Below are 21,906 nucleotides of genomic sequence, written 5' to 3'. Positions count from 1 at the left end.
GGCCGGAATCAAATCGTCGTCGCTGAGCTGAACCGATGAGCCTCAAGGACAAGAACGTCGTCGTTACCGGCGGAAGCCGTGGCCTCGGCCTCGGACTGGTCGAGGCCCTGGTCGCGCACGGCGCCAGGGTGACGGTCATCGCCCGCAACATCGATGCGCTCGAGCCGGTCCGCGCCCGGCTGGGCGTCGCCACCATCTCCGCCGACGTCACGGACGAGACCGCCGCCCACCGCATCCTTGCCGAGGTCCGCCCGGACATCCTGGCGCTGAATGCCGGCGCGAAGCCGCGGATGGGCCGGCTGGACCAGCTGAGCTGGGCGGATTTCACCGCGACCTGGGACACCGACGTCAAGGCCGGGCTGTATTGGCTGCAGGCGGCGCTCAACCTGCCGCTCAGGCCCGGAAGCCGTGTCCTGGTCGGATCGAGCGGCGCGGCCGGGAACGGATCGCCGCTGTCGGGCGGCTATGCCGGCGCCAAGCGCATGCTCTGGTTCATGGCCAGATACGCCAACGGGGTCTCGGAGCAGAAGGGCCTTGGGATCCGCTTCCAGACGATCGTGCCGCAGCAGATGGTCGGCGGCACCGGCGTCGGCGACGCGGGCGCCGCCGCCTATGCGCGCGCGATGGACATCGAGCGCGAGGCGTTCCTGGCCCGCTTTGGCACGCCGATGCCGCCCCGGGAGTTCGGCGAGAAAGTCGTTTCGGTGCTGGACGATCCGAAATATGCCGAGGGCTTCGCCTTCGGGCTCAAGGGCGACACGGGAATAACAATGCTCGAGGGAGCAGCAGCTTGAGCGAAGGCCCATCCTCGCCGCCCACGGCGCGCCACGCGCAGCTCTTGGCGCTCGCCGGCGAGCTGCGGCCGGAGCTTCATCGCTACTGCGCGCGCCTGATGGGCTCGGTGATCGAGGGCGAGGACGTGGTGCAGGACACCTTTGCGCGCGCCTTCGTCGCGCTGGATGAACTGCCGGAAGACACGCCGCTCCGCGCCTGGCTGTTCCGGATCGCCCACAACCGCGCGCTGGACCTGCTGCGCAGCCGCGCGATCCGCGCGGCCGAGCCGATCGAGGCGGCCCGCGAGGTCGCCGATCCTGAGAGTTCCGATCCTGTGGAGGTGCTGATGCGGCGGGAGGCGGTCGAAACGGCGGTGTCGCGGTTCGCGGAGCTTCCGACCGTGCAGCGCAGCGTGGTGATCCTCAAGGACGTGCTCGACCAGTCGCTGGAGGAGATCGCCACCACGCTCGATCTCACGGTCAACGCGGTGAAGGCCCACCTCGCCCGCGGGCGGACCCGGCTCAAGGCCATCAACGCCCAGGCGCCGGCCGAGCCCGCGCCGCGCCCGCCGTCACCCGCCGTGGCCCGCTATGTCGCCCTGTTCAACCGGCGCGACTGGGACGGGCTGCGCGCGATGCTGGCCGATGACGTGCGGCTGATCCAGTCGACATACCCGCTGCGTGCCGGCGCCGCCGACGTCAGCATGTTCTTCGGCATCTATTCGCGCAGTGCCCCGGTGCGCGTCGCTCCCGCCTGGCTCGAGGGCCGCGAGGTGATCGCGGTCTGGGAGGAGCCTGAGGCGGTGAAGCCCAGCTACCTGATGTGGCTGGAGTGGACGGACGGCCGGATCAGCTTCATTCGCGACTACAAATATGTCCGCTACGTCATCGACGACGCGGAGCTGGTGCTGGCGCCGGGCACTGCGCCTCCGGGCGAGGGGGCCGCCCGCGGATGAGCCGCGCTCCGTTCAGCGGGATCGAAACGGCGTTGCACGCGCAGCGGCTGGTTTAGCCCGCCGTCGCGATCAGACAGGCGCCCGTCCACAATCCCAATGCGATCAGCCACAACAGCCAGCCGAATGGCACGTTCGGATTGAGCGTCGCCTCCGACGGATTGACCGGATTGACCCAGACCTTGACGCTGGCGCCGTCTTGAAAATTCATCCCCCACAGCCGCAGCACCCAAGGCGACGTCGTCTTGGAATTGCTGCTGAAGCTCGCATGCACGCCGGTATAGGCGATGTCCTTGAATCGGTAGCTGTAGGACACCTTCCGCTCATACATGACCTGGCCGCGGCGGCCGCTTTTATCAGGCGCGGCGCGGTATTCGTCGAGGCCGGACAGTTTGATGGTCCCCGGCACCACCGGCCAGGTTTTCGCCAGCGCCGATTGCCGGCGCAGCACCAGCGCGAACAGTGCCGCGACCAGGCCGAAGCCCATCAGCGCCATCACCGGCACCGACATTTGCGGATTGGTCAATCGCGAGCCGACGAATTCCGAGATGCGCTTGATGCCGACGACCGAGCCGAACACCACCGCAACCGCGATCGCCGTTCCGATGCCGAGGCAACCCCACAGCCCCTTCGGCAGGTCGCGCTCCAGCACCGCTTCGTTGGGATGCAGCGGATTGTAGTAGACCATCACGATGGCGCCGGCCGGATACTTCGCGATCGTCTCGGCAACCTGGAAATCGCCGCGGTCCTCGCCGATGCTGACGCGGTTGTTGCGCAGCTTCTTGCCGGCGACGGCATATTCGTAGACGACATTGGCGAAGTTGCGCTGCTCGAGCTTGCGCCCGCCCTCCCGCTCGCTATCGAGCACCTTGACGTCGCGCACTTCGGAATTCGAGATCACCACCCTGCCCGGCGTCGACGGCCATTCGCGGGCGGCGCGCACCTGCAGCGTCTTGTAGGCGGCGGCGACGAGGATCAACCCGAGCGGCGCAAGCAGCATCGCATAGACGAACCATGGCAGATCGGGCACCAGATTTCCCCCCAATGGAAAAAGGACGGCGGGAGCCGCCCGTCCCTCAGACGCGTCGTGGCGATGGAAGGTTCAATGCATGGAAGGTTCAATACAATGGCGCGAGAGGGTCTTATCGCGCCCGCGTCAGCGCCAGCCAGATGCCGCCGCCGATCATGAAGCCGCCGGAGATCCGCGATACCAGCCGCGTCCGGCGCGCCGAGAAGAACAACCGGGCACGGCCGGCCAGCAGCGCATAGATCGAATCGGAGATCGCGCCCGTGATCATGAAGGTGGCGCCGAGCAGCGCCACCTGCGGGAAATGATCTCTGTTCATGTCCACGAACTGCGGAATGAATGCGCCGAAGAACACCAGCACCTTGGGGTTACTGAGCAGCACCAGAAAGCCCTGCAGGAAGAAGCCGCCGCGCGGCGGGGGCGGCGGCGCATCGGCGTCAACGCCTTCCACCGGCGACCAGATCAGCTTGATGCCGAGCCAGACCAGATAGGCCGCGCCGGCAAAGCGCACCCAGTCGAACCAGTAGCCCATCGTCGCCATCAGCGAGGTCAACCCTACCGCCACGATGCCTATCACGATCGCCAGCCCGGCCTGGACGCCGGCAATGTTGGTCAGGGCCGCGCGGGTGCCGTAGCGGAGCCCGTTGGCGATCACCAGCGTAACCACCGGCCCCGGCAGCAGCGCCAGCGCGATGCAGGCGGCAACGAAGGCGAGATAGAGGTTTAGCGACATGGGCGGGACTCGTGATTCAATCGGACTGCCGGTCGATTATGCACTACCACATTGCACGGGAGAAGCCGCCCTCTTCCCCTCTCCCCTTGTGGGAGCCGAGACGAGCGAAGCTCGCTCTTGGGTGCACACGATACGAAGTATCGTGGGCGGGTGAGGGGTCTGTCTCCGTGGATAGAGACCCCTCATCCGGCGCGGACTTCGTCCACGCCACCTTCTCCCACAAGGGGAGAAGGGAAGAAAAGCGCTCCTTGACATGCAACCATTTGGTTGCCTATTATTGCTGCCATGGATGAGGTCTTCAAAGCGCTGGCCGACGCTTCGCGGCGGTCGCTGCTGGACCGGCTTCACGCCAGGAACGGGCAGACGCTGAACGAACTCTGCGACGGCCTCGCCATGACGCGGCAGGCCGTCACCAAACACCTTGGGATTCTCGAACAGGCCAACCTCGTCACCACCGTCAGGCACGGCCGCGAGAAGCTGCACTATCTCAATCCGGTGCCGATCCATCAGATCGGCGAGCGGTGGATCAGGAAATTCGAGCGCGGCAGGCTCGCCGCACTCGGCGAATTGAAACGGCAACTGGAGAAGCGTGATGAGTAAACCGGAATTCGTCTACGTCACCTACATCGAGACCACACCCGAAAAGCTGTGGCAGGCGCTGACATCGAGCGAATTCACCAAACAGTACTGGTGGGGCACCAGCGTCGTCTCCGACTGGAAGGTCGGATCGCCGTTCAAGCTGGTGATGAACGGCATCGCCACCGACGACGGTGAGGTTCTGGAGGCGGATCCGCCGCGGCGACTGTCCTACACGTTCCATCATCTGCTCAACGAGCGGGCGAAACAGGAAAAGCCGTCGCGCGTCACCTTCGTGCTCGAGCCGCACGGCAAGCTCGTGAAGCTGACACTGACGCATCAAGGTTTCGCTCCGGACAGCGTCGTGCTCGACGGCATCTCCAGGGGCTGGCCGGCGATCCTGTCGAGCCTGAAGAGCATGCTGGAGCAAGGTACGGCGCTGGCGATTCCTCTCTCCTGCATGGAGAGTCAGTCCGAGGTTCAGCAGTCATGAACATCGATCAGTTCAAGCCCGCCATCGTCTACACGATCTACATCGCATCCACCCCCGAAAAGGTCTGGGAGGCACTGATATCGGCGGAGTTCACCAGGAAGTACTTTCACGGATTCGCCGTCGAGATCGATCTGAAGGTCGGCGGCGCGTATGTCCTGCGCGCGCCGGACGGCTCGGTTCACATCAGCGGCGAGGTGATCGAATGCGATCCGCCGCGGAAGCTGACGACGACGTTCAACGTCAACTGGGACGGTCTCGCCGAACAGCTCGGCATGGAAATCGTCACTTACGAGATCGAACGCGCCGGCGATGCCGTCCGTCTCACCATGACCGAGGCCCATGAGCGGCAACTCAGCGACGACATCCTGTCCGGCGGACGGGCCGGCTGGCCCGCGATCCTGTCCAGCCTGAAGAGCCTCCTGGAGACCGGCGAACCGCTGGTCGTCAAGATGGAGCCGCCGCAACGGATGCTGGAGGCGCTGAAGAAGATGGGGATTGCGACGCCGTAAAACGTGTCGTCCCCGCGAGAGCAATTAGCCCGGCACCGGCGCAACAATCCGCCGGTAAAGGTGCCAGGTGGTGTGGCCGAGCACCGGCAGCGTCACCACGAGGCCGAGGAAATACGGCAGCGCCGAGACCACCAGCAGCACGACGATGACGGCGGCCCATCCGATCATCGGCACCGGACTCGCCACCACCGAGCGCACGCTGGTGATCATCGCGGTGATGAAATCGACGTCGCGGTCGAGCAGAAGCGGGAACGACACCACCGTCAGCGAGAACAGGACCAGCGACAGCGCCGCGCCGACCGCGTTGCCGATGGCGAGGAACCACAATCCCTCATTGGTGGTGAGCACCACGGTGATGAATTCCTTCAGGCTCGAGAACGAGGCGTTGAGCCCGATCAGGAGCGCGATCAGCAGGCGGACCTGATACATCCAGATCACGAAGATGAACAAGGTGACGAACGCCATCCAGCCGATTTCGCTGCGCGACTTCACCGTGGACCAGATGCCCGATATCGAGACGGTTTGACCGGCTTCGCGCCGGCGGCTGACTTCGTAGAGGCCGATCGCGACGAACGGACCGAGCAGCGCAAAACCGGCGGCGAGCGGATAGGCCAGATAGACCATGCCGAACGCGGTCAGGCAAAGCAGGATGATAATGCCGCCTCCGGCATAGAGCGCGCCGAAGGCCAGCCCAAACAGCGGCAGAGCCTGGAAATCGCGCAACCCCTGCCCCAGCGCCTCGGCAATATCGGCCGCCGTAATCTGCCGCACCACCGGATCGACCTTGCCGGAAATCGACGCCATCGGTTTTCCCCCTCCCTAATTTTTTGCATTGGGGCAGCCGGCAGCTTGCCGCGTATTGATCTGGGTCAAATCAGGCGGTGGTTCTCGATGAGCGCGGCAGCGGTCCAGCCTGGTCGGTCGTCGTACGCGGGCTTGACCCGCGTATCCATCAATCTTCACGAGAGTCTTGCGAAGCGGGATGGATTGCCGGGTCAAGCCCGGCAATGACGGCCGTGTGCCGCCTACCCCAGCGTCCGCAATTCCCGGCGCAACACCTTGCCGGTCGCGGTCATCGGCAGGGTGTCGGTGAATTGCACGAAGCGCGGATATTCGTGGGCGGCGAGCTGCACCTTGACGAAATCCTGGATCTCGCGCGCCAGCGCCTCGCTCGGTGCGAAGCCCGGCCGCAGCACGACCCAGGCCTTGATCGATTCGGTGCGGATCGGATCGGGAATGCCGACCACCGCGGACATCGCCACCGCCGGATGCTTCATCAGCGTGTGCTCGATCTCCGAGGGACCGACGCGGTAGCCGGCGGTCGTGATCACGTCGTCCTCGCGGCTGACATACCAGAAGTAACCGTCCTCATCCTGGATGCCGAGGTCGCCGGTCAGCAGGAACCCGCCGGCATATTTCTTCGCGGTCGCTTCCGGGTTGCGCCAGTATTCGAGCATGGTGCAGGGAACGGGCTGGCGCACGCCGATGATGCCGCGCTGTCCCCTCGGCAGTTCCTCGCCCTTGTCGTTGACGATGCGGACGTCGAAGCCGGGCGTCGCCTTGCCCATCGAGCCCGGCCGGATCGGAAACAGTTTCGAGTTGCTGCCGATCACGAGATTGCATTCGGTCTGGCCGAATACTTCGTGGGCGTCGATGCCGAAGGTGGCGCGGACCCAGTCCAGCAGTTCGCCGCCGAGCGACTCGCCGCCGGTGAAGATGGAGCGCAGCCTGACGCCTTCATGTTTGACGCCGGCCTGCCGCATCAGCTTCAGCGCGGTCGGCGGCAGGAACACGTTGCGGATGCCGTAATCGGCCATCATCTGCATCGCCGCCTGCGGATCGAATTTTCGCGCCCGATGCCCGACGATCGGCACGGCGTGATACCAGGCGGCGAACAGGGCGTTGATCAGCCCGCCGATCCAGGCCCAGTCGGCCGGCGTCCACATCAGGTCGCCGGGCTTGGGCAGGAAGTCGTGGCACATCTCGATATTGGGCAGATGGCCGAGCACGACGCGGTGGGCATGCAGCGCGCCCTTGGGATTTCCCGTGGTGCCGGAGGTGTAGATGATCACGGCGGGATGGTCGGCGGCGGTATCGACGGTCGTAAAATCGGGGGATGCCGCCTGCAGCACCGGCCAGAACGATGTTGTTCCGGCCGGCGCGGAAGCGCCGATAACGTAGATGTTCTTCAGATCCGGCAAGCGGCCGCGTATTTTCGCCAGCTTCTCGTAGCCGGCCTCGTCGGTGACGATGGCTTTGGCGCCGGAATTCGCGAGGCGAAATTCCAGCGCGTCCTCGCCGAACAAAGTGAACAGCGGGATCGACACCATGCCGGAACGAAACGCCGCCAGATGCGCGACCGGCAATTCCAGCGACTGCGACAGGAACACCGCGACGCGGTCGCCGCGAACGAGACCGTCGGCCCTCAACACATTGGCGAAGCGGCGAGAGAATTCGGCGACCTGGTCGAACGAGGTGCGCGTCGCAGCACCATCCTCATCGACATAGATCAGCGCCAGCCGATTGGTGCCATCGGCATGGCGGTCGCAGCAGGCGGTGGCGATATTGAAGCGATCCGGGATATCCCAGCGGAAGTTGCGGTACAGTTCGTCGTAACTGGAGGCTTCGGTGAGCATGCAAGCGCGCCCTTGGTCGTCCCAAAACGTTTTTCGTCATGGCCGGGCTTGTCCCGGCCATCCACGTCTCTATTGCTTGCCGTCAGTGTGAAAGACGTGGATGCCCGGCACAAGGCCGGGCATGACGAGGATGAGAGATTTTGCGACCGCTCACTCGAACCCGCAAGCGGGGCGAGGTTAAGAAGACAGCGCCGCCTTGACCATGCCGCTGGCCTTGCCGAAATCCATCTGCCCGGCGTATTTCGCCTTCAGCACTGATATCACCTTGCCCATGTCCTTCATGCCGGCCGCATTGGTCTCGGCGACCGCGGCGGCGATCGCGGCCTTGACGTCGTCGTCCGACATCTGCTTCGGCAGGTAGGCGGAAATGATCGCGATCTCCTCGCGTTCCTGCGCGGCGAGTTCGGCGCGGCCGCCCTTGTCGTAGAGCTCGACCGATTCCTGGCGCTGCTTGATCATCTTCTGGAACACGCCGAGCAGATCCGCGTCCGACAGCGGCGGCTTGCCTTCGCCGCGCGCGGCGATATCGGCGTTCTTGATGGTCGAATTGACCATGCGCAGCGTGGAGAGCTTGCGCTCGTCCTTGGCCCGCATCGCGTCCTTGACCGCGTTGTTGATGTCATCGCGCAGCATCGTCATGTCCTCTGTAACCTTCAGGGCACTGATCTAGGCCGTTCGCAGCGTCAGAACAACTAGTTCTGCAGCCATTCGGCCAGCGCCTCGGCGGTCGCCTGCGGCTGCTCCGGCTGCGGGAGGTGGCCGCAATTCGGCAGGATCACGAGTTTTGCGCCGGGAATGCCGTTCGCCATCTCGACCGACAGCGAATTCGGAATGGTGTTGTCCTCATCGCCGGTCAGCACCAGCGCCGGACACTTGATCCACGCCATCATCGGCCGGGAGTCCGGCCGGGTCATGACGGCGGTCTGCTGCCGGACAAAGGCCTCCGCCCCGACGTCGTCGCCCATGTCGTAGACCAATTGGCGCAAGGAGGTGTCGCCGCGCCGCGACGGGTGCACGAAGCCGGGAAACAGTTCATCGAGGATGGCGCGGAATTCGCCTTTTTGCGCGCGGGCGATCTGGCCGCGGCGGCGCGCGGTCGCCTCCGGCGTATCCGGCCGCGCCTGGGTGTTGATCAGCGCCAGCTTCGCCACCCGGTCCGGCGCCTGCCGCATGATCTCGAAGGCGATGTAGCCGCCCATCGAGTGCCCGGCGAGCGCGAAACGCGGCGGCGCCTCGGCCAGGATCCGGCGCGCGATGGCGCCCATATTGTCGTCGCGGATGTGGTTGGCGACCGTCACCGGCCCGAACCGCCACAAGGCCGGGACCACAGGCGCATAAATCCGCGGCGACGACACCAGCCCGGGAACGAGCAGAATCGGCATCGTATTGTCCATGCTCGGCTCCGGATTGGGCGTTTTTCGGGGCAATTCGTCCCTCAGCGGGGAACCGCAGATTAGGATGCCCGCACCTTCTGTCAAATATGCGTAAAACCGCATGTGAATCCGCGTTTTCCGGCTTTGACGCACCGGGACGCGACGACTATGTAATGCGCTCATGACATCAACAGAAAACAACCCAGCCTGGCCGGACCACAAACCGACCGCGCTTCTCGTGCTTGCCGATGGCACCGTGCTGGAGGGTTTCGGCCTCGGCGCGGAAGGCCAGGCGGTTGGCGAAGTCTGCTTCAACACCGCGATGACGGGCTATGAGGAGATCCTCACCGATCCCTCCTATGCCGGCCAGCTCATCACCTTCACCTTCCCGCATATCGGCAACGTCGGCACCAATGACGAGGACATCGAGACGGTGAACATGGCGGCGACGCCGGGCGCGCGCGGCGTGATCCTGCGCAGCGCCATCACCGATCCCTCGAACTACCGCGCCACCAACCATCTCGACCAGTGGCTGAAGGCGCGCGGCATCATCGGCATTTCCGGCATCGATACCCGCGCGCTGACCGCGCTGATCCGCAAGCACGGCATGCCCAACGCCGTGATCGCGCACGCCAGAGACGGCCAGTTCGACCTGCACGGCCTGAAGGAAGAAGCGCGCGAATGGCCCGGCCTCGAAGGCATGGACCTGGTGCCGATGGTCACGTCAGGCCAGCGCTTCACCTGGGACGAAACGCCGTGGGCCTGGGATAAAGGCTTCGGCCGGCAGACCGCGCCCGAGTTCAACGTGGTGGCGATCGACTACGGCATCAAGCGCAACATCCTGCGGCTACTCGCCGGCGAAGGCTGCAAGGTCACGGTGGTGCCGGCGACCACGTCGGCCGAAGACATCCTGGCGATGAAGCCCGACGGCGTGTTCCTGTCGAACGGCCCCGGCGATCCCGCCGAGACCGGCAAATACGCGGTGCCGGTGATCCAGAAGCTGATCTCTTCGGGCACGCCGACCTTCGGCATCTGCCTCGGCCACCAGATGCTCGGCCTCGCCGTCGGCGCCAGGACCAAGAAGATGCATCAGGGCCACCACGGCGCCAATCATCCGGTCAAGGACGAGACCACCGGCAAGGTGGAGATCACCTCGATGAACCACGGTTTTGCGGTGGACCAGGCGACCCTGCCGAAAGGCGCCACGCAAACCCACATCTCGCTGTTCGACGGCTCCAATTGCGGCATCCAGCTCGAGGGCAAGCCGGTGTTCTCGGTGCAGTATCACCCGGAAGCCTCCCCCGGCCCGCGCGACTCGCATTACCTGTTCAAGCGGTTCGCCGATTTGATGCGGGCGAACAAGCGGGCCTAAGGCTCACCCCGTCATTGCCGGGCTTGACCCGGCAATCCATCTCTTTCGAAGAATGATGGATGCCCGGATCAAATCCGGGCGTGACAAGGCGCGACTGGCGTACCAGCCAAATCCATAGTATGATGACCATCATCATAACCAGCGCCGCAGGAAAACCCCCATGGACGACCGAACCGCCCCCAAGATCGAATACGGCGTCACGCCGCTCGAGGTCATGGCGTCGATGGCGGGCCTCGATTTCGTCCGCGCCATGTTCGCCGGCAAACTGCCTCCGCCGCCGATCATGCAGACCATCGAACCGTTCGACCAGACCGCCGAGCCGGGCGTCGTCGCGTTCCACAGCATCCCGGGCTTCCGGCATTACAACCCGATCGGCTCGGTGCACGGCGGCTATGCCGCCACCTTGCTGGATTCCGCGATGGGTCTCGCGGTCCATTCGATGCTGCCGCCGGGCATCGGCTACACCACGCTGGAATTCAAGGTCTCCTTCATCAAGGGCATGACCAGGGATACCGGAGCGGTGCGCACCGAAGGCCGCACCCTGAGCGTCGGCCGCCGCGCCGCAACCGCGGAAGCGCGCATCACCGACGCCAGTGGCCGCCTGCTCGCGCATGCCACCACGACCTGCCTGGTGTTCGAGCTTCCGGCCACCTTGCCGGTCGGCAGTTAGGGAAGGCCATCGCCGTTCAATCTGAAACAGCACGTCGTTGGCTTTGACCGGCGTCACTCCGCCACGCGGCCAGTCGCTGTGACGCGGCCCGACGGGCTGAGATAATTAAAAAGCACTGGAAATGTCGCGAAGATAAATCCGCCGGCGAACGGCGCGATGGTCCCGGACAGCGAGCCCCACCGCACCACGAATTTCGAACACACGGCCCATAGCGCGACGAGACAGAGTCACAAAATAATGATCATGGCTGGCCCTCATTCCTCGGTCGTGCTAATCTTACTCTGGAGGTAGCCCGAACTCGCCCTTCAACGCCTGGCTTTTTTAGCATCTAATTTCAGCGATCCTGCTTCGATTCCGATACACCCCGGCTTTTCTTGCAGCCGATATTGCACGTTCTTCTTGAACGCGAGCTCTCGTGCCTTGCGCGCGAGCGCTTCCAAGTCGATCGATCGAACTTTTGCAAAAAGATAAAGGAATGGATGTCATGCACGTCACAAAACTGAATCAGATTTTCGGAATGCTCGCCGTGGCCGCGACATTGTGCGGCACCGAAACAGCGATGGCCCAGCACGCGGCAGCCCCGCATTCCATGAAGACAATCGGCACGCCATCTGCGCCAGCCAAACCCGAGATCGTGCCTTCGCTGTTCGTGCTCAACTCCCGCGGCGCGACGCTGCAGGGCGACACACTCACCTTGACCGGCGTAACGCCCTCTTCGATCATATTCGCCGATCGTCCGGTGCGGTCCGCGGGCCACCAGCCCACCGCCGACGTGATCGCGGAATGGGGATCGGGCGACGACAGCTTCACCAAGAACCCGCCGAACGCAACCTTGTCCGTGTTCGGCAAGGACGGCTCGGTCAAGGACGCCGTCGTCGTGCTGAAAAATCCGAAGCTCGAAGGCGACAAGCTGACGTTCAACGTTCAGACCCTCGAGGGAGACATTGCCGGCGCCGATGGTGGGGCCGCACTCTTCATCGATATCATCGGCCGGCCGTTCACGCCGATGTCATTCGCCGGCGTTGCCCGCCGCAGCGCATTCCGTGGCGCGATGTATGCCGGCGCCGCTGGCGCCGCCGCATATGGAGCGGCTGCTTACGCGGCGCCTTATCCGTATGCGCGCCCGGCGTGCGGCTATTATCCCTATCCGCCCTGCTATTGAGAGCAACGAAAGAACTGAGGTGCGCGCGGCACCTCACGATCGCGCGCGCGACATCGATACCACTCAAGGCGAATTGAATTCTCGAGATCAGCACTGCTTCCACAAGCAATAGCGGAGTTTCATCCCATGAATTTCACCCGTCGCAACCTCACGATCGGCGGCATCAGCCTGCTTGCCGGCGCCTCCATGAGCACATTGAGCCGGGCCGAGCTCGGCGAATTTCTCGGCATCGGCGAAGGACTCGAGGAGTTCGCGCTCGCTACCGACGCCTATATTTTCGGCTATCCGCTGGTGACGATGGAGATGACGCGCAGGGTCATCACCAACGTCGCCGCGCCGGTCGGCACGCGGGCGCCGATGGGTCAGATCATCAAGCTGCGTCAGTATCCCGACGCTTCCTTCCGCGACGTGACGGCGCCGAATGCCGACACGCTCTACACCAGCGCGTTCCTCGACGTCGGCAAGGAGCCGTGGGTGCTCAGCATTCCCGACATGAAGGGACGCTACGCGCTGTTTCCGATGCTCGACGGCTGGACCACGGTGTTTCAGGTGCCGGGCAAGCGGACCACCGGCACCGCCGCGCAGACCTACGCGATCACGGGCCCGGGCTGGAAAGGCACGCTGCCGGCCGGCGTCAAGGAGTACAAGTCGCCGACCAGCATCGTCTGGCTGCTCGGCCGGATCTATTGCACCGGCACGCCTGAAGACTACGCCGCGGTCCACAAGCTGCAGGACGAATTCAAGCTGGTGCCGCTCAGCGCCTACGGCAAGCCCTACACGCCGCCGGCAGGCACGGTCGATTCGTCGCTCGACATGAAGACGGCGGTGCGCGAGCAGGTCAACCGGATGGATGCGGCGGCCTATTTCACGCTGCTATGCAAGCTCATGAAGGACAATCCGCCGGCGGCCGCGGATGCGCCGCAGCTCGCCAAGTTCGCCAGGATCGGCATCGTGCCGGGACAGGATTTCGACGCCAGCAAACTCAAAGCGGATTTCGTCAAGCGTGTCCCGCAAATCGGCTTCGACCGGATCATGCTCCAGTTCAAGATCAACAAGGACATGAAGGATGAGAACGGCTGGGGCTTCACGACCAGGACCGGCATCTACGGCACCGACTATCTGATGCGGGCGCTGGTCACCGCCATTGGGCTCGGCGCCAACCGGCCGCAGGATGCCATCTATCCGACCTCGGAGAAGGACGCCGAAGGCAAGAAGTACAGCGGCGCGAACAAATATGTGATGCGATTCCCCAAGGGGCAATTGCCGCCGGCGCTCGGCTTCTGGTCGGTCACCATGTACGACGCCAATTATTTCTTCGTGAACAATCCGATCAACCGCTATTCGATCAGCGCACGACAGAACCTGAAATCCAATCCCGACGGTTCGACCGATCTCTACATCCAGAAAGATTCGCCGGGCAAGGACAGGGAATCCAACTGGCTTCCGTCTCCATCGGGCGATTTCGTGCTGATGATGCGGCTTTACTGGCCGAGCGAGAAGAGGCCCTCGCTCATCGATGGATCGTGGAAGATTCCGGCGGTGAAGAAAGTCGCGTGAGACGAACCGAAGGCGCTGTGCAAACATAGACATCCCTGAAAGAGGAGCGGGTACATGCTGACAAAACGCGATCTGCTTCGTTCCGCAGCGCTGGCTGCGATGACCGTTACAACGATGACGCCCTTCCCGGCGAACGCGCAGGCAAAAACCGAATGGCCTGACATCCGCGAGGCCAAGGCCATCGCCGAGGAAGGCTTCATCTACGGGCTGCCCATCGTGATGAACTACGCGGTCATGTACGAGTATGCCGTCGACAGGAACTCGGGGCAATTCAAGGCGCCGTTCAATCAGATCAAGAACGAGGCGCGTGTCTATACCTACAAGGACACGGCCGTCATAACCCCCAACAGCGACACGCCGTATTCGCTCTTGTGGCTCGATCTGCGCGCCGAACCGATCGTTCTTTCGGTGCCGGCTGTCGAGAAAACTCGCTATTATTCGGTGATGCTGTGCGACGGCAACACGTTCAACTACGGATATGTCGGCAGCCGCGCGACCGGCAGCGAGGCCGGCGACTATATGGTGGTTGGCCCCGATTGGAAGGGGGCCACCCCGCCCGGTATCAAGAAGGTCTTCCAGTCCTCGACCCAGTTTTCTGCCGTTGCCTACCGCACGCAACTTTTCAATTCTGCAGACATGCCGAACGTTGAGAAGATACAGGCCGGCTACAAGGTGCAGCCACTGTCGGCCTATTTGAAGCAACCGGCCACGGTCGCCGCGACCGCAGTGGACTTTCCCAGAATCGACAAGGAGATGGTGAAGAAGAACTTCTTTGAGTATCTCGACTTCGCTCTCCAGTTCGCGCCGGCGGGACCGGAAGAAAAGGAAATCCGCGCCAAGCTCGCGCGCATCGGCGTCGGGGCCGGCAAGACCTTCGACTTCAAGGAGCTTCCGCTGACCCACAAGATTGAAATCGGGCTGGGGATGAAGGACGGCGAAGAGAAAGTCGAAAGGTATCTTGCTAGCGGACAGAAAGACGTAAATGGATGGAAAATCGGATCGCTGTTCGGAGACCGGCAATTCTATAGCGGCGACTGGCTGAAGCGCGCCGCCGCCGCCAAGGGCGGCATCTATGGCAACGACGCGGTCGAGGCCGTCTATCCAATGACGAAGGCGCTTGCCAATGGCGAGGTGCTCGATGGTTCCAAATCCAAATACACGCTCACTTTTCCGGCCGGACAATATCCGCCGGTAGAGGCTTTTTGGTCGGTGACGATGTACGACGGCAAGACGCAGCTGCTGATCGAAAACCCGATCAACCGCTACCTGATCAACTCGCCGATGCTGCCGGGCATGAAGAAGAATGCCGACGGGTCGCTGACCCTCTATATCCAGAACAAATCCCCGGGCGCCGACAAGGAGTCCAATTGGCTGCCCGCGCCGGACGGCGAGATCTACCTCGTGATGCGGCTGTACTGGCCGAAGACCGAGGCGCCGTCGATCCTGCCGCCGGGCGACGGCACCTGGAAGCCACCGGCGATCGTGGCGGCGAAGTAATTGCAGCGCGGTGCCGCTGAGCTAGCGGACGCGCCCGGCTTTGCTCGCGGGGGACCTTCCTGTTAGGAACCCGGCATGACGGCATTGGACACCGGTCGCCGGACCATCTAACGCGTCATGTACCCAGCCGGCTCCCCGGCAGGAACCCCCGTTTGGCCGGACGCCTTCACCCATGGAAGACTGGATCGACTATTACGATTCCACGCATACGATTTATGCAAGCAAGCTGCATCGCGACCTGCATTTCCAGCTCATCGCCCGCGACATCATCGGCTACATCTCGTCGCCGGACGCGGTGGTACTTGATTACGCCTGCGGCGAAGCCCTCTCGGCGGCCAAGGTCGCCGACGCCTGCGGCAAGCTCTATCTGGCGGAGCCGGCGCCGGGCGTGCGCGGCCGGCTGATCGCGCGGTTCGCCCCCAACACCAAAATCCGGGTGCGCTCGCTCGATGACTTGCGGAACATGGACGAAAAATCCATCGATCTCGCGGTCATGAACTCGGTCGCCCAATACATGACGCCGGATGAACTGGACGCGGCGTTTCTCACGATCAAGCGGCTGTTGAAGCCCGGCGGCCGGCTGGTGGTGGGCGATATCCTGCGTCCCGAGGTCGGCATGGCCAGGGACGTCGCCGCATTGCTGCGCTTCGCCCTCAAGCACGGCTTCCTGAAGGACGCCCTGATCGGGCTGGTCTCCACCGCGCTGTCGGACTACCGGCAGTTGCGAGCCAAGGTCGGGCTGCAGCGCTACAGCGAAGCCGAAATGGTGGCGAAGCTGGCGGCAGCCGGATTCACCGCCTCGCGCGCCCATTTCAACATCGGCCACAATGCATGGCGGATGACTTTTGTGGCGCGGCACGCCTTTTGAGGCGCGCCCGCCGAGCTGGCCCCGCGCCTTCCTCCGCCCGGTTAAGGTTAATAGGCGGCAGGGATGGCTCACGGCGGCGTGATCGGCAATGATCAAAGCGGCCCGGTGGCGGAAAGCGTCGACGCGAGAGCAGTGCATCGCTCTTTATCCTGGTTCGAATCCAGGCCGGGCCTCCAGCCTTCGCTGCTTTGCAGCTTCGGCTGGGCTGGCCAGCCCCGAACGAAGGCTTGCCCCGCCATAGCTCGGAGAGCGAAGGCGGGCGCAAAATGCCGGTTGATTGGGGCTTTAAGACCCTTTCGCGGCTGCGGAATCTGGTCTAAAGACCACCCGCGCGCGAGGAATACGCGCTAAGGCCCAAGGGACGCGCGGCAGGCGCGCCCTTTTTTTGTGCCCAAATCCCAGTTCGCGAGACTTGATGCCCAAAAGAACCGACATCTCCACCATCCTGATCATCGGCGCCGGTCCCATCGTGATCGGCCAGGCCTGCGAATTCGACTATTCCGGCACCCAGGCGGTCAAGACGCTGAAGGACGAGGGCTACCGCATCGTCCTGGTCAATTCCAATCCGGCCACCATCATGACCGATCCGGAATTGGCCGACGCCACCTATATCGAGCCGATCACGCCGGAAATCGTCGCCAAGATCATCGAGAAGGAACGCTACGTCATTCCCGGCGGCTTTGCGCTGTTGCCCACCATGGGCGGGCAGACCGCGCTGAACTGCGCGCTGAGCCTGCGCAAGCAGGGCACGCTGGCGAAATTCGACGTCGAGATGATCGGCGCCACCGCTGACGCCATCGACAAGGCCGAGGACCGCGGCCGTTTCCGCGAGGCCATGACCCGGATCGGGCTGGAGACGCCGCGCTCGACCCAGACCAAGAGCCTGCCCGACGCGCTGCGCGCGCTCGACGATATCGGCCTGCCCGCCATCATCCGCCCCTCCTTCACCATGGGCGGCACCGGCGGCGGCATCGCCTACACCAAGGCCGAGTTCATCGAGATCGTCGAACGCGGCATCGACGCTTCCCCCACCGACGAGGTCCTGATCGAGGAAAGCGTGCTCGGCTGGAAAGAGTTCGAGATGGAGGTGGTGCGCGACAAGAAGGACAATTGCATCATCATCTGCTCGATCGAGAACCTCGATCCGATGGGCGTGCACACCGGCGATTCCATCACGGTGGCGCCGGCGCTGACCTTGACCGACAAGGAATACCAGATCATGCGCGACGCCTCGCTGGCGGTGCTGCGCGAGATCGGGGTCGAGACCGGCGGCTCCAACGTGCAGTTCGGCGTCAACCCGGCCGACGGCCGCATGGTCGTGATCGAGATGAATCCGCGGGTGTCGCGCTCCTCGGCGCTGGCCTCAAAGGCGACCGGCTTTCCGATTGCAAAGGTCGCGGCCAAGCTCGCGGTCGGCTACACGCTGGACGAGATCGCCAACGACATCACCGGCGGCGCCACGCCGGCCTCGTTCGAGCCGACCATCGACTACGTGGTGACAAAAATCCCGCGTTTTGCGTTCGAGAAATTTCCCGGCGCCTCCCACACCCTGACCACCTCGATGAAGTCGGTCGGCGAAGTGATGGCGATCGGCCGCACCTTCCAGGAGAGCCTGCAGAAGGCGCTGCGCGGCCTCGAAACCGGCCTCACCGGTCTCGACGAGATCGAGATCGAGGGCCTCGGCCGCAGCGACGACAAGAACGCGATTCGCGCGGCACTGGGCACGCCGACGCCGAACCGGATCCTGCAGGTGGCGCAGGCGATGCGGCTCGGCTGGTCGGACGAGGAGATCTTCACCTCCTGCAAGATCGATCCGTGGTTTCTCGCGGAAATGCGCGGCATCGTCGAGATGGAAGCAAAGATCAAGCGGAGCGGCTTGCCCGCCCACGCGTTCGGGCTGCGGAGCCTGAAGGCGATGGGCTTTTCGGATGCGCGGCTTGCGGTGCTTTCCGGGGCCACCGAGGCCGAGGTCACGGCGCAGCGCCAGGCGCTCGGGGTACGCCCGGTATTCAAGCGCATCGACACCTGCGCGGCGGAATTCGCTTCGCCCACCGCCTACATGTATTCGACCTATGAAGCCCCGTTCGCAGGCACCCTCGCCGACGAGAGCGCGCCGTCGGACGCGAAGAAGGTCATCATTCTCGGCGGCGGACCGAACCGGATCGGCCAGGGCATCGAGTTCGACTACTGCTGCTGTCATGCCTGCTTCGCGCTGCACGACGCGGGCTACGAATCCATCATGATCAACTGCAATCCGGAAACGGTGTCGACCGACTACGACACCGCGGATCGGCTGTATTTCGAGCCGCTGACCGCGGAAGACGTGCTGGAGATCATCGCGACCGAACGCAAGAACGGCACCCTGCACGGCGTCATCGTTCAGTTCGGCGGCCAGACCCCGTTGAAACTCGCCCGCGCGCTGGAAGCCGCCAATGTGCCGATCCTCGGCACCTCGCCCGACGCCATCGACCTCGCCGAGGACCGCGACCGCTTCAAGCGCGTGCTCGACAAGCTTCGCCTGAAGCAGCCGAAGAACGGCATCGCCTATTCGGTCGAACAGGCGCGGCTGGTGGCCGCCGATCTCGGCCTGCCGCTGGTGGTGCGCCCGTCCTACGTGCTCGGCGGCCGCGCGATGCAGATCATCCGCGAGGAAAGCCAGCTCGGCGATTACCTGCTCGGCACGCTGCCCGAGCTGGTGCCGGGCGACGTCAAGGCGCGCTATCCCAACGACAAGACCGGCCAGATCAATACCGTGCTCGGCACCAATCCGCTGCTGTTCGACCGCTATCTGTCCGACGCCATCGAGATCGACGTCGACTGCCTGTGCGACGGCAAGGACACCTTCATCGTCGGCATCATGGAGCATATCGAGGAAGCCGGCATTCACTCCGGCGACTCCGCCTGCTCGCTGCCGCCGCATTCGCTCGACGCCCGGATGATCGCCGAGCTGGAGCGGCAGACCCGGGAGCTTGCGCTCGGCCTCGACGTGGTCGGGCTGATGAACGTGCAATACGCCATCAAGGACGGCGACATCTACGTGCTCGAGGTCAACCCGCGGGCGTCGCGCACGGTGCCGTTCGTCGCCAAGGTGATGGGCATGCCGGTGGCGAAGATCGCCGCGCGGATCATGGCCGGAGAGAAGCTCGCCGACTTCAACTTGAAGAAGCGCAAGCTCGGCCATGTCGGCGTCAAGGAGTCGGTATTCCCGTTCGCCCGCTTCCCTGGCGTCGATACTGTGCTCGGTCCGGAGATGCGATCGACCGGCGAGGTGATGGGCATCGACCGCTCGTTCGAAGTGGCGTTCGCCAAGAGCCAGCTCGGCGGCGGAACCAGGGTGCCGCGCAAGGGCACCGTATTCGTCTCGGTCCGCGACATCGACAAGGTCAGGATCGCCGAGGCGGTGCGGCTGTTGTCGGAGGCCGGCTTCAAGGTGATGGCCACCTCGGGCACCCAACGCTTCCTTGCCGATTTCGGGGTACCGACCGAAAAGGTCAACAAGGTGCTGGAAGGACGGCCGCATATCGTCGACGCCATCATGAACGGCGACATCCAGCTGGTCTTCAATACCACCGAAGGTCCGCAGGCACTGGCCGACAGCCGCTCATTGCGGCGCGCTGCCCTCTTGCATAAAGTGCCATATTACACCACTCTTTCGGGCGCCGTGGCGGCCGCGCAGGGCATCCGCGCCTATCTGGGCGGGGACCTTGAGGTCCGCACGCTGCAGAGTTATTTTTCCGAAACCTGATCCTCGCGCCGGGCGGCTTCGCCCGGCAACGGATTGGCAATGAAGGCAGGCATGACTGGAACCCGCCAGTCGTGAAGGTATTCTGTTTCGGCGTTTGTGCGTGCCGCGGATTGGTCCGCATGAAGTTGAAGGACGAAGAACGATGGAAAAGGTTCCGATGACCGCGGGCGGCTATGCCGCCCTCGAAGTCGAGTTGAAGCAGCGCCAGTCGGTGGAGCGTCCGCGCATCATCGAGCACATCGCCGAGGCGCGCTCGCATGGCGACCTTTCGGAGAACGCGGAATATCACGCCGCCAAGGAAGAGCAGTCCCACAATGAAGGCCGCATCGCCGAGCTGGAGGACAAGCTGGCGCGCGCCGACATCATCGACATCTCGAAGCTCTCCGGCGACACCGTCAAGTTCGGCGCCACCGTCACTTTGGTCGACGAGGACACCGAGAAGAAGGCGGTGTGGCAGATCGTCGGCGAGCCGGAGGCCGATGCCAAGAAGGGCCGTATCTCCATCACCTCGCCCTTGGCGCGTGCGCTGATCGGCAAGAAGAAGGGCGCGTCCGTGGAAGTGATGGCGCCCGGCGGCGCCAAGGCCTACGAGATCACCAAGGTCGAGTGGCGCTAGTCTAGGAACGCGGCCAACGCACTTTCAAATTTCTGCATGAAAAGGGCCGGGATGTTTCCCGGCCTTTTTCGTTGTCCGGCCGGCAGGCCCGCCGTCCCATGACAATCGCGTGATGACACGCGACGCAACGCAGCAACACTGCACCGACAGTATTATTCCGATGCTGCTTTGCGAAGGACGGCAAATTCATGATGGCGACATGCTTTCCATCCGGCCTGCGACACGTTACGAATTGGGCGCTTTAACTTTGGGGGACACAAATATGGACACATTCGAGAAGCTTCTGGCGAAATGGCAGCCGACAGCGCTGAGCCTGTTTCGCTTCATCACCGGCTTGCTTGTGCTTCAATATGGCGTTGCCAAGATCTTCAAGATTCCGGTACTGCCCTACTTCGCCAATCCGCCACCGTTGATCATGACCGCAGGCGCCATCGAACTGGTCCTCGGCGCGCTGCTGCTGATCGGCCTGTTCACGCAGATCGTGGCGTTCATTCTCGCCGGCCAAATGGCTTTTGCTTACTTCATCGGCCATATGTTCAAGGCCGGCATCGGCGCGCCGGTATGGCATCCGCTCTTCAATGCCGGCACCCCGGCGATCCTGTTCTGCTTTGCGTGTCTGTATCTGTCCACCGCCGGCGGCGGGCCGTACAGCGTCGACGCGATGATGCGCGGCAAGCGCTGAGCGTCACTCTCAAACACAGATCGTCATTCCGGGATGGTCCGAACGACCAGACCCGGGATGACTCGTAACCTTATCCCGGCACTTTCAGTTCCAGCGGCACCGCGGCCTCGTATTTCGAGTTGTGCAGCACCAGCGACGTCCGGACGTTGCGCACATGGGGCGCCGCCGTCAGATGGGTGACGAAATCCTGGAACGTCGCCATGTCGGGCGCGACGCATTTCAGGATGAAATCGACTTCGCCCGACAGCATCCAGCATTCCCGCACCAGCGGCTCGGCGCGCACGAATTCCTCGAAGGCGCGTAGATCGGCATCGGCCTGGCTGGACAGGTGCACGGACGCGAACACCGTGACGTCGAAACCGAGCCGGCGCGGATCCAGCAAGCCGCGATAGCCCTGGATATAGCCGGCTTCCTCGAGCGTCCGGACCCGGCGCAGGCAGGGCGGCGGTGAGATACCGACGCGCTTGGCCAATTCCACATTGGTGATTCGGCCGTCGGCCTGGATTTCGGCGAGGATTTTGAGGTCGATTTCGTCAAGATTCTTCGACACGCGGGTCCAGGTCCTGGCTGACGGTGCTGGCGGGGAAAATACCGGTCACACTCTTAGCGCAGCTCGTGGAGTTTGCGCAATTTTATTGCGCGTGCGGTGCGAAATTTTTCCACT

22 protein-coding genes and 1 tRNA gene are annotated in these 21,906 nt (G+C 63.6%); 16 read left to right on the top strand and 7 right to left on the bottom strand.

The window, feature by feature from the left end; genetic code table 11:
• The first annotated feature begins 35 nt into the window (after positions 1 to 35).
• Positions 36 to 794 carry an SDR family NAD(P)-dependent oxidoreductase gene (locus KMZ68_RS05585; RefSeq protein WP_215614856.1) on the top strand — a complete coding sequence of 253 codons (759 nt, stop codon included), beginning with the start codon at positions 36 to 38 and terminating at the stop codon, positions 792 to 794.
• Entirely contained in the window at positions 791 to 1,729 is a 939-nt protein-coding gene (locus KMZ68_RS05580) for a sigma-70 family RNA polymerase sigma factor (RefSeq protein WP_215614855.1), read from the top strand. Before KMZ68_RS05585 ends, KMZ68_RS05580 begins: the two co-directional genes overlap by 4 nt.
• A gap of 52 nt (positions 1,730 to 1,781) precedes the next feature.
• Here KMZ68_RS05580 and KMZ68_RS05575 read toward each other — a convergent pair whose 3' ends face one another.
• Complete coding sequence (locus KMZ68_RS05575) at positions 1,782 to 2,756, bottom strand: DUF3592 domain-containing protein (protein WP_249779531.1); 975 nt, start codon at positions 2,754 to 2,756, stop codon at positions 1,782 to 1,784.
• A 112-nt stretch (positions 2,757 to 2,868) separates the two neighbouring features.
• On the bottom strand, positions 2,869 to 3,486 hold the full coding sequence (locus tag KMZ68_RS05570) for a LysE family translocator (protein ID WP_215614854.1): 618 nt from the start codon (positions 3,484 to 3,486) through the stop codon (positions 2,869 to 2,871).
• A 285-nt stretch (positions 3,487 to 3,771) separates the two neighbouring features.
• On the opposite strand from KMZ68_RS05570, the gene KMZ68_RS05565 reads away from it, so the two are divergent.
• Genes KMZ68_RS05565 through KMZ68_RS05555 form a run of 3 tightly spaced genes read left to right on the top strand, consistent with a single transcriptional unit; the run spans position 3,772 to position 5,064 of the window.
• Complete coding sequence (locus tag KMZ68_RS05565) at positions 3,772 to 4,086, top strand: ArsR/SmtB family transcription factor (RefSeq protein ID WP_215614853.1); 315 nt, start codon at positions 3,772 to 3,774, stop codon at positions 4,084 to 4,086.
• Positions 4,079 to 4,555, top strand: a complete 477-nt coding sequence (locus KMZ68_RS05560; RefSeq protein WP_215614852.1) for an SRPBCC family protein — start codon at positions 4,079 to 4,081, stop codon at positions 4,553 to 4,555. Before KMZ68_RS05565 ends, KMZ68_RS05560 begins: the two co-directional genes overlap by 8 nt.
• Entirely contained in the window at positions 4,552 to 5,064 is a 513-nt protein-coding gene (locus tag KMZ68_RS05555; protein ID WP_215614851.1) for an SRPBCC family protein, read from the top strand. Before KMZ68_RS05560 ends, KMZ68_RS05555 begins: the two co-directional genes overlap by 4 nt.
• Positions 5,065 to 5,088: 24 nt before the next feature.
• Here KMZ68_RS05555 and KMZ68_RS05550 read toward each other — a convergent pair whose 3' ends face one another.
• The gene (locus KMZ68_RS05550; RefSeq protein ID WP_215614850.1) at positions 5,089 to 5,868 is read right to left on the bottom strand and encodes a DUF2189 domain-containing protein; all 780 of its coding nucleotides are present in this window, start codon (positions 5,866 to 5,868) and stop codon (positions 5,089 to 5,091) included.
• A gap of 221 nt (positions 5,869 to 6,089) precedes the next feature.
• Positions 6,090 to 7,700, bottom strand: a complete 1,611-nt coding sequence (locus KMZ68_RS05545) for an acyl-CoA synthetase (protein WP_215614849.1) — start codon at positions 7,698 to 7,700, stop codon at positions 6,090 to 6,092.
• On the opposite strand from KMZ68_RS05545, the gene KMZ68_RS26200 reads away from it, so the two are divergent.
• Positions 7,699 to 7,791 carry a hypothetical protein gene (locus KMZ68_RS26200; protein WP_371741462.1) on the top strand — a complete coding sequence of 31 codons (93 nt, stop codon included), beginning with the start codon at positions 7,699 to 7,701 and terminating at the stop codon, positions 7,789 to 7,791. The genes KMZ68_RS05545 and KMZ68_RS26200 overlap by 2 nt on opposite strands.
• Positions 7,792 to 7,877: 86 nt before the next feature.
• Here the strand turns inward: KMZ68_RS26200 and KMZ68_RS05535 are convergent, their stop codons facing one another.
• Together KMZ68_RS05535 and KMZ68_RS05530 are read right to left on the bottom strand one after the other, a co-directional pair.
• Entirely contained in the window at positions 7,878 to 8,333 is a 456-nt protein-coding gene (locus KMZ68_RS05535; protein ID WP_215605092.1) for a GatB/YqeY domain-containing protein, read from the bottom strand.
• Between the two features lie 59 nt (positions 8,334 to 8,392).
• Complete coding sequence (locus KMZ68_RS05530) at positions 8,393 to 9,094, bottom strand: alpha/beta fold hydrolase (RefSeq protein WP_215614847.1); 702 nt, start codon at positions 9,092 to 9,094, stop codon at positions 8,393 to 8,395.
• A gap of 160 nt (positions 9,095 to 9,254) precedes the next feature.
• Between KMZ68_RS05530 and carA the strand changes: the two genes are divergently transcribed.
• The 10 genes from carA (at position 9,255) to KMZ68_RS05480 (ending at position 21,242) form a co-directional block, all read left to right on the top strand.
• Positions 9,255 to 10,445 carry a glutamine-hydrolyzing carbamoyl-phosphate synthase small subunit gene (gene carA / locus KMZ68_RS05525; protein ID WP_215614846.1) on the top strand — a complete coding sequence of 397 codons (1,191 nt, stop codon included), beginning with the start codon at positions 9,255 to 9,257 and terminating at the stop codon, positions 10,443 to 10,445.
• Between the two features lie 160 nt (positions 10,446 to 10,605).
• On the top strand, positions 10,606 to 11,115 hold the full coding sequence (locus KMZ68_RS05520) for a PaaI family thioesterase (protein WP_215614845.1): 510 nt from the start codon (positions 10,606 to 10,608) through the stop codon (positions 11,113 to 11,115).
• Positions 11,116 to 11,599: 484 nt separating this feature from the next.
• Complete coding sequence (locus KMZ68_RS05515; protein WP_249779530.1) at positions 11,600 to 12,277, top strand: hypothetical protein; 678 nt, start codon at positions 11,600 to 11,602, stop codon at positions 12,275 to 12,277.
• 126 nt (positions 12,278 to 12,403) lie between these two features.
• On the top strand, positions 12,404 to 13,834 hold the full coding sequence (locus KMZ68_RS05510; RefSeq protein WP_215614844.1) for a DUF1254 domain-containing protein: 1,431 nt from the start codon (positions 12,404 to 12,406) through the stop codon (positions 13,832 to 13,834).
• A gap of 54 nt (positions 13,835 to 13,888) precedes the next feature.
• Positions 13,889 to 15,331: a DUF1254 domain-containing protein gene (locus tag KMZ68_RS05505; protein ID WP_215614843.1), complete on the top strand. Its 1,443-nt coding sequence runs from the start codon at positions 13,889 to 13,891 to the stop codon at positions 15,329 to 15,331.
• Between the two features lie 172 nt (positions 15,332 to 15,503).
• Positions 15,504 to 16,199, top strand: coding sequence for a class I SAM-dependent methyltransferase (locus tag KMZ68_RS05500; RefSeq protein WP_215614842.1), 696 nt, complete (start codon positions 15,504 to 15,506; stop codon positions 16,197 to 16,199).
• A gap of 99 nt (positions 16,200 to 16,298) precedes the next feature.
• Positions 16,299 to 16,375: transfer RNA gene (locus tag KMZ68_RS05495), tRNA-Ala, on the top strand.
• Between the two features lie 239 nt (positions 16,376 to 16,614).
• On the top strand, positions 16,615 to 19,944 hold the full coding sequence (gene carB, locus KMZ68_RS05490) for a carbamoyl-phosphate synthase large subunit (RefSeq protein WP_215614841.1): 3,330 nt from the start codon (positions 16,615 to 16,617) through the stop codon (positions 19,942 to 19,944).
• A 142-nt stretch (positions 19,945 to 20,086) separates the two neighbouring features.
• Positions 20,087 to 20,560, top strand: a complete 474-nt coding sequence (greA, locus tag KMZ68_RS05485; RefSeq protein WP_215605085.1) for a transcription elongation factor GreA — start codon at positions 20,087 to 20,089, stop codon at positions 20,558 to 20,560.
• A gap of 262 nt (positions 20,561 to 20,822) precedes the next feature.
• Positions 20,823 to 21,242, top strand: a complete 420-nt coding sequence (locus KMZ68_RS05480) for a DoxX family protein (protein ID WP_215616205.1) — start codon at positions 20,823 to 20,825, stop codon at positions 21,240 to 21,242.
• Between the two features lie 70 nt (positions 21,243 to 21,312).
• Here the strand turns inward: KMZ68_RS05480 and KMZ68_RS05475 are convergent, their stop codons facing one another.
• Complete coding sequence (locus KMZ68_RS05475) at positions 21,313 to 21,792, bottom strand: Lrp/AsnC family transcriptional regulator (protein ID WP_215605083.1); 480 nt, start codon at positions 21,790 to 21,792, stop codon at positions 21,313 to 21,315.
• Positions 21,793 to 21,906: the final 114 nt, after the last annotated feature.

Origin of the sequence: Bradyrhizobium sediminis, from assembly GCF_018736105.1 — a bacterium.
Lineage (GTDB): Bacteria > Pseudomonadota > Alphaproteobacteria > Rhizobiales > Xanthobacteraceae > Bradyrhizobium.
This window is presented reverse-complemented; position numbering and strand designations above follow the sequence as displayed.

What these genes read in the sequence shown, in the direction of transcription:
- carB (WP_215614841.1), top strand. Translation starts at nt 16,615, where the DNA reads ATGCCCAAAAGAACCGACATCTCCACCATCCTGATCATCGGCGCCGGT.
- KMZ68_RS05560 (WP_215614852.1), top strand. Translation starts at nt 4,079, where the DNA reads ATGAGTAAACCGGAATTCGTCTACGTCACCTACATCGAGACCACACCC.
- carA (WP_215614846.1), top strand. Translation starts at nt 9,255, where the DNA reads ATGACATCAACAGAAAACAACCCAGCCTGGCCGGACCACAAACCGACC.
- KMZ68_RS05530 (WP_215614847.1), bottom strand. Translation starts at nt 9,094, where the DNA reads ATGGACAATACGATGCCGATTCTGCTCGTTCCCGGGCTGGTGTCGTCG.
- KMZ68_RS05515 (WP_249779530.1), top strand. Translation starts at nt 11,600, where the DNA reads ATGCACGTCACAAAACTGAATCAGATTTTCGGAATGCTCGCCGTGGCC.
- KMZ68_RS05585 (WP_215614856.1), top strand. Translation starts at nt 36, where the DNA reads ATGAGCCTCAAGGACAAGAACGTCGTCGTTACCGGCGGAAGCCGTGGC.
- KMZ68_RS05480 (WP_215616205.1), top strand. Translation starts at nt 20,823, where the DNA reads ATGGACACATTCGAGAAGCTTCTGGCGAAATGGCAGCCGACAGCGCTG.
- KMZ68_RS05545 (WP_215614849.1), bottom strand. Translation starts at nt 7,700, where the DNA reads ATGCTCACCGAAGCCTCCAGTTACGACGAACTGTACCGCAACTTCCGC.
- greA (WP_215605085.1), top strand. Translation starts at nt 20,087, where the DNA reads ATGGAAAAGGTTCCGATGACCGCGGGCGGCTATGCCGCCCTCGAAGTC.
- KMZ68_RS05510 (WP_215614844.1), top strand. Translation starts at nt 12,404, where the DNA reads ATGAATTTCACCCGTCGCAACCTCACGATCGGCGGCATCAGCCTGCTT.
- KMZ68_RS26200 (WP_371741462.1), top strand. Translation starts at nt 7,699, where the DNA reads ATGCAAGCGCGCCCTTGGTCGTCCCAAAACGTTTTTCGTCATGGCCGG.
- KMZ68_RS05550 (WP_215614850.1), bottom strand. Translation starts at nt 5,868, where the DNA reads ATGGCGTCGATTTCCGGCAAGGTCGATCCGGTGGTGCGGCAGATTACG.
- KMZ68_RS05500 (WP_215614842.1), top strand. Translation starts at nt 15,504, where the DNA reads ATGGAAGACTGGATCGACTATTACGATTCCACGCATACGATTTATGCA.
- KMZ68_RS05535 (WP_215605092.1), bottom strand. Translation starts at nt 8,333, where the DNA reads ATGCTGCGCGATGACATCAACAACGCGGTCAAGGACGCGATGCGGGCC.
- KMZ68_RS05555 (WP_215614851.1), top strand. Translation starts at nt 4,552, where the DNA reads ATGAACATCGATCAGTTCAAGCCCGCCATCGTCTACACGATCTACATC.
- KMZ68_RS05505 (WP_215614843.1), top strand. Translation starts at nt 13,889, where the DNA reads ATGCTGACAAAACGCGATCTGCTTCGTTCCGCAGCGCTGGCTGCGATG.
- KMZ68_RS05570 (WP_215614854.1), bottom strand. Translation starts at nt 3,486, where the DNA reads ATGTCGCTAAACCTCTATCTCGCCTTCGTTGCCGCCTGCATCGCGCTG.
- KMZ68_RS05565 (WP_215614853.1), top strand. Translation starts at nt 3,772, where the DNA reads ATGGATGAGGTCTTCAAAGCGCTGGCCGACGCTTCGCGGCGGTCGCTG.
- KMZ68_RS05520 (WP_215614845.1), top strand. Translation starts at nt 10,606, where the DNA reads ATGGACGACCGAACCGCCCCCAAGATCGAATACGGCGTCACGCCGCTC.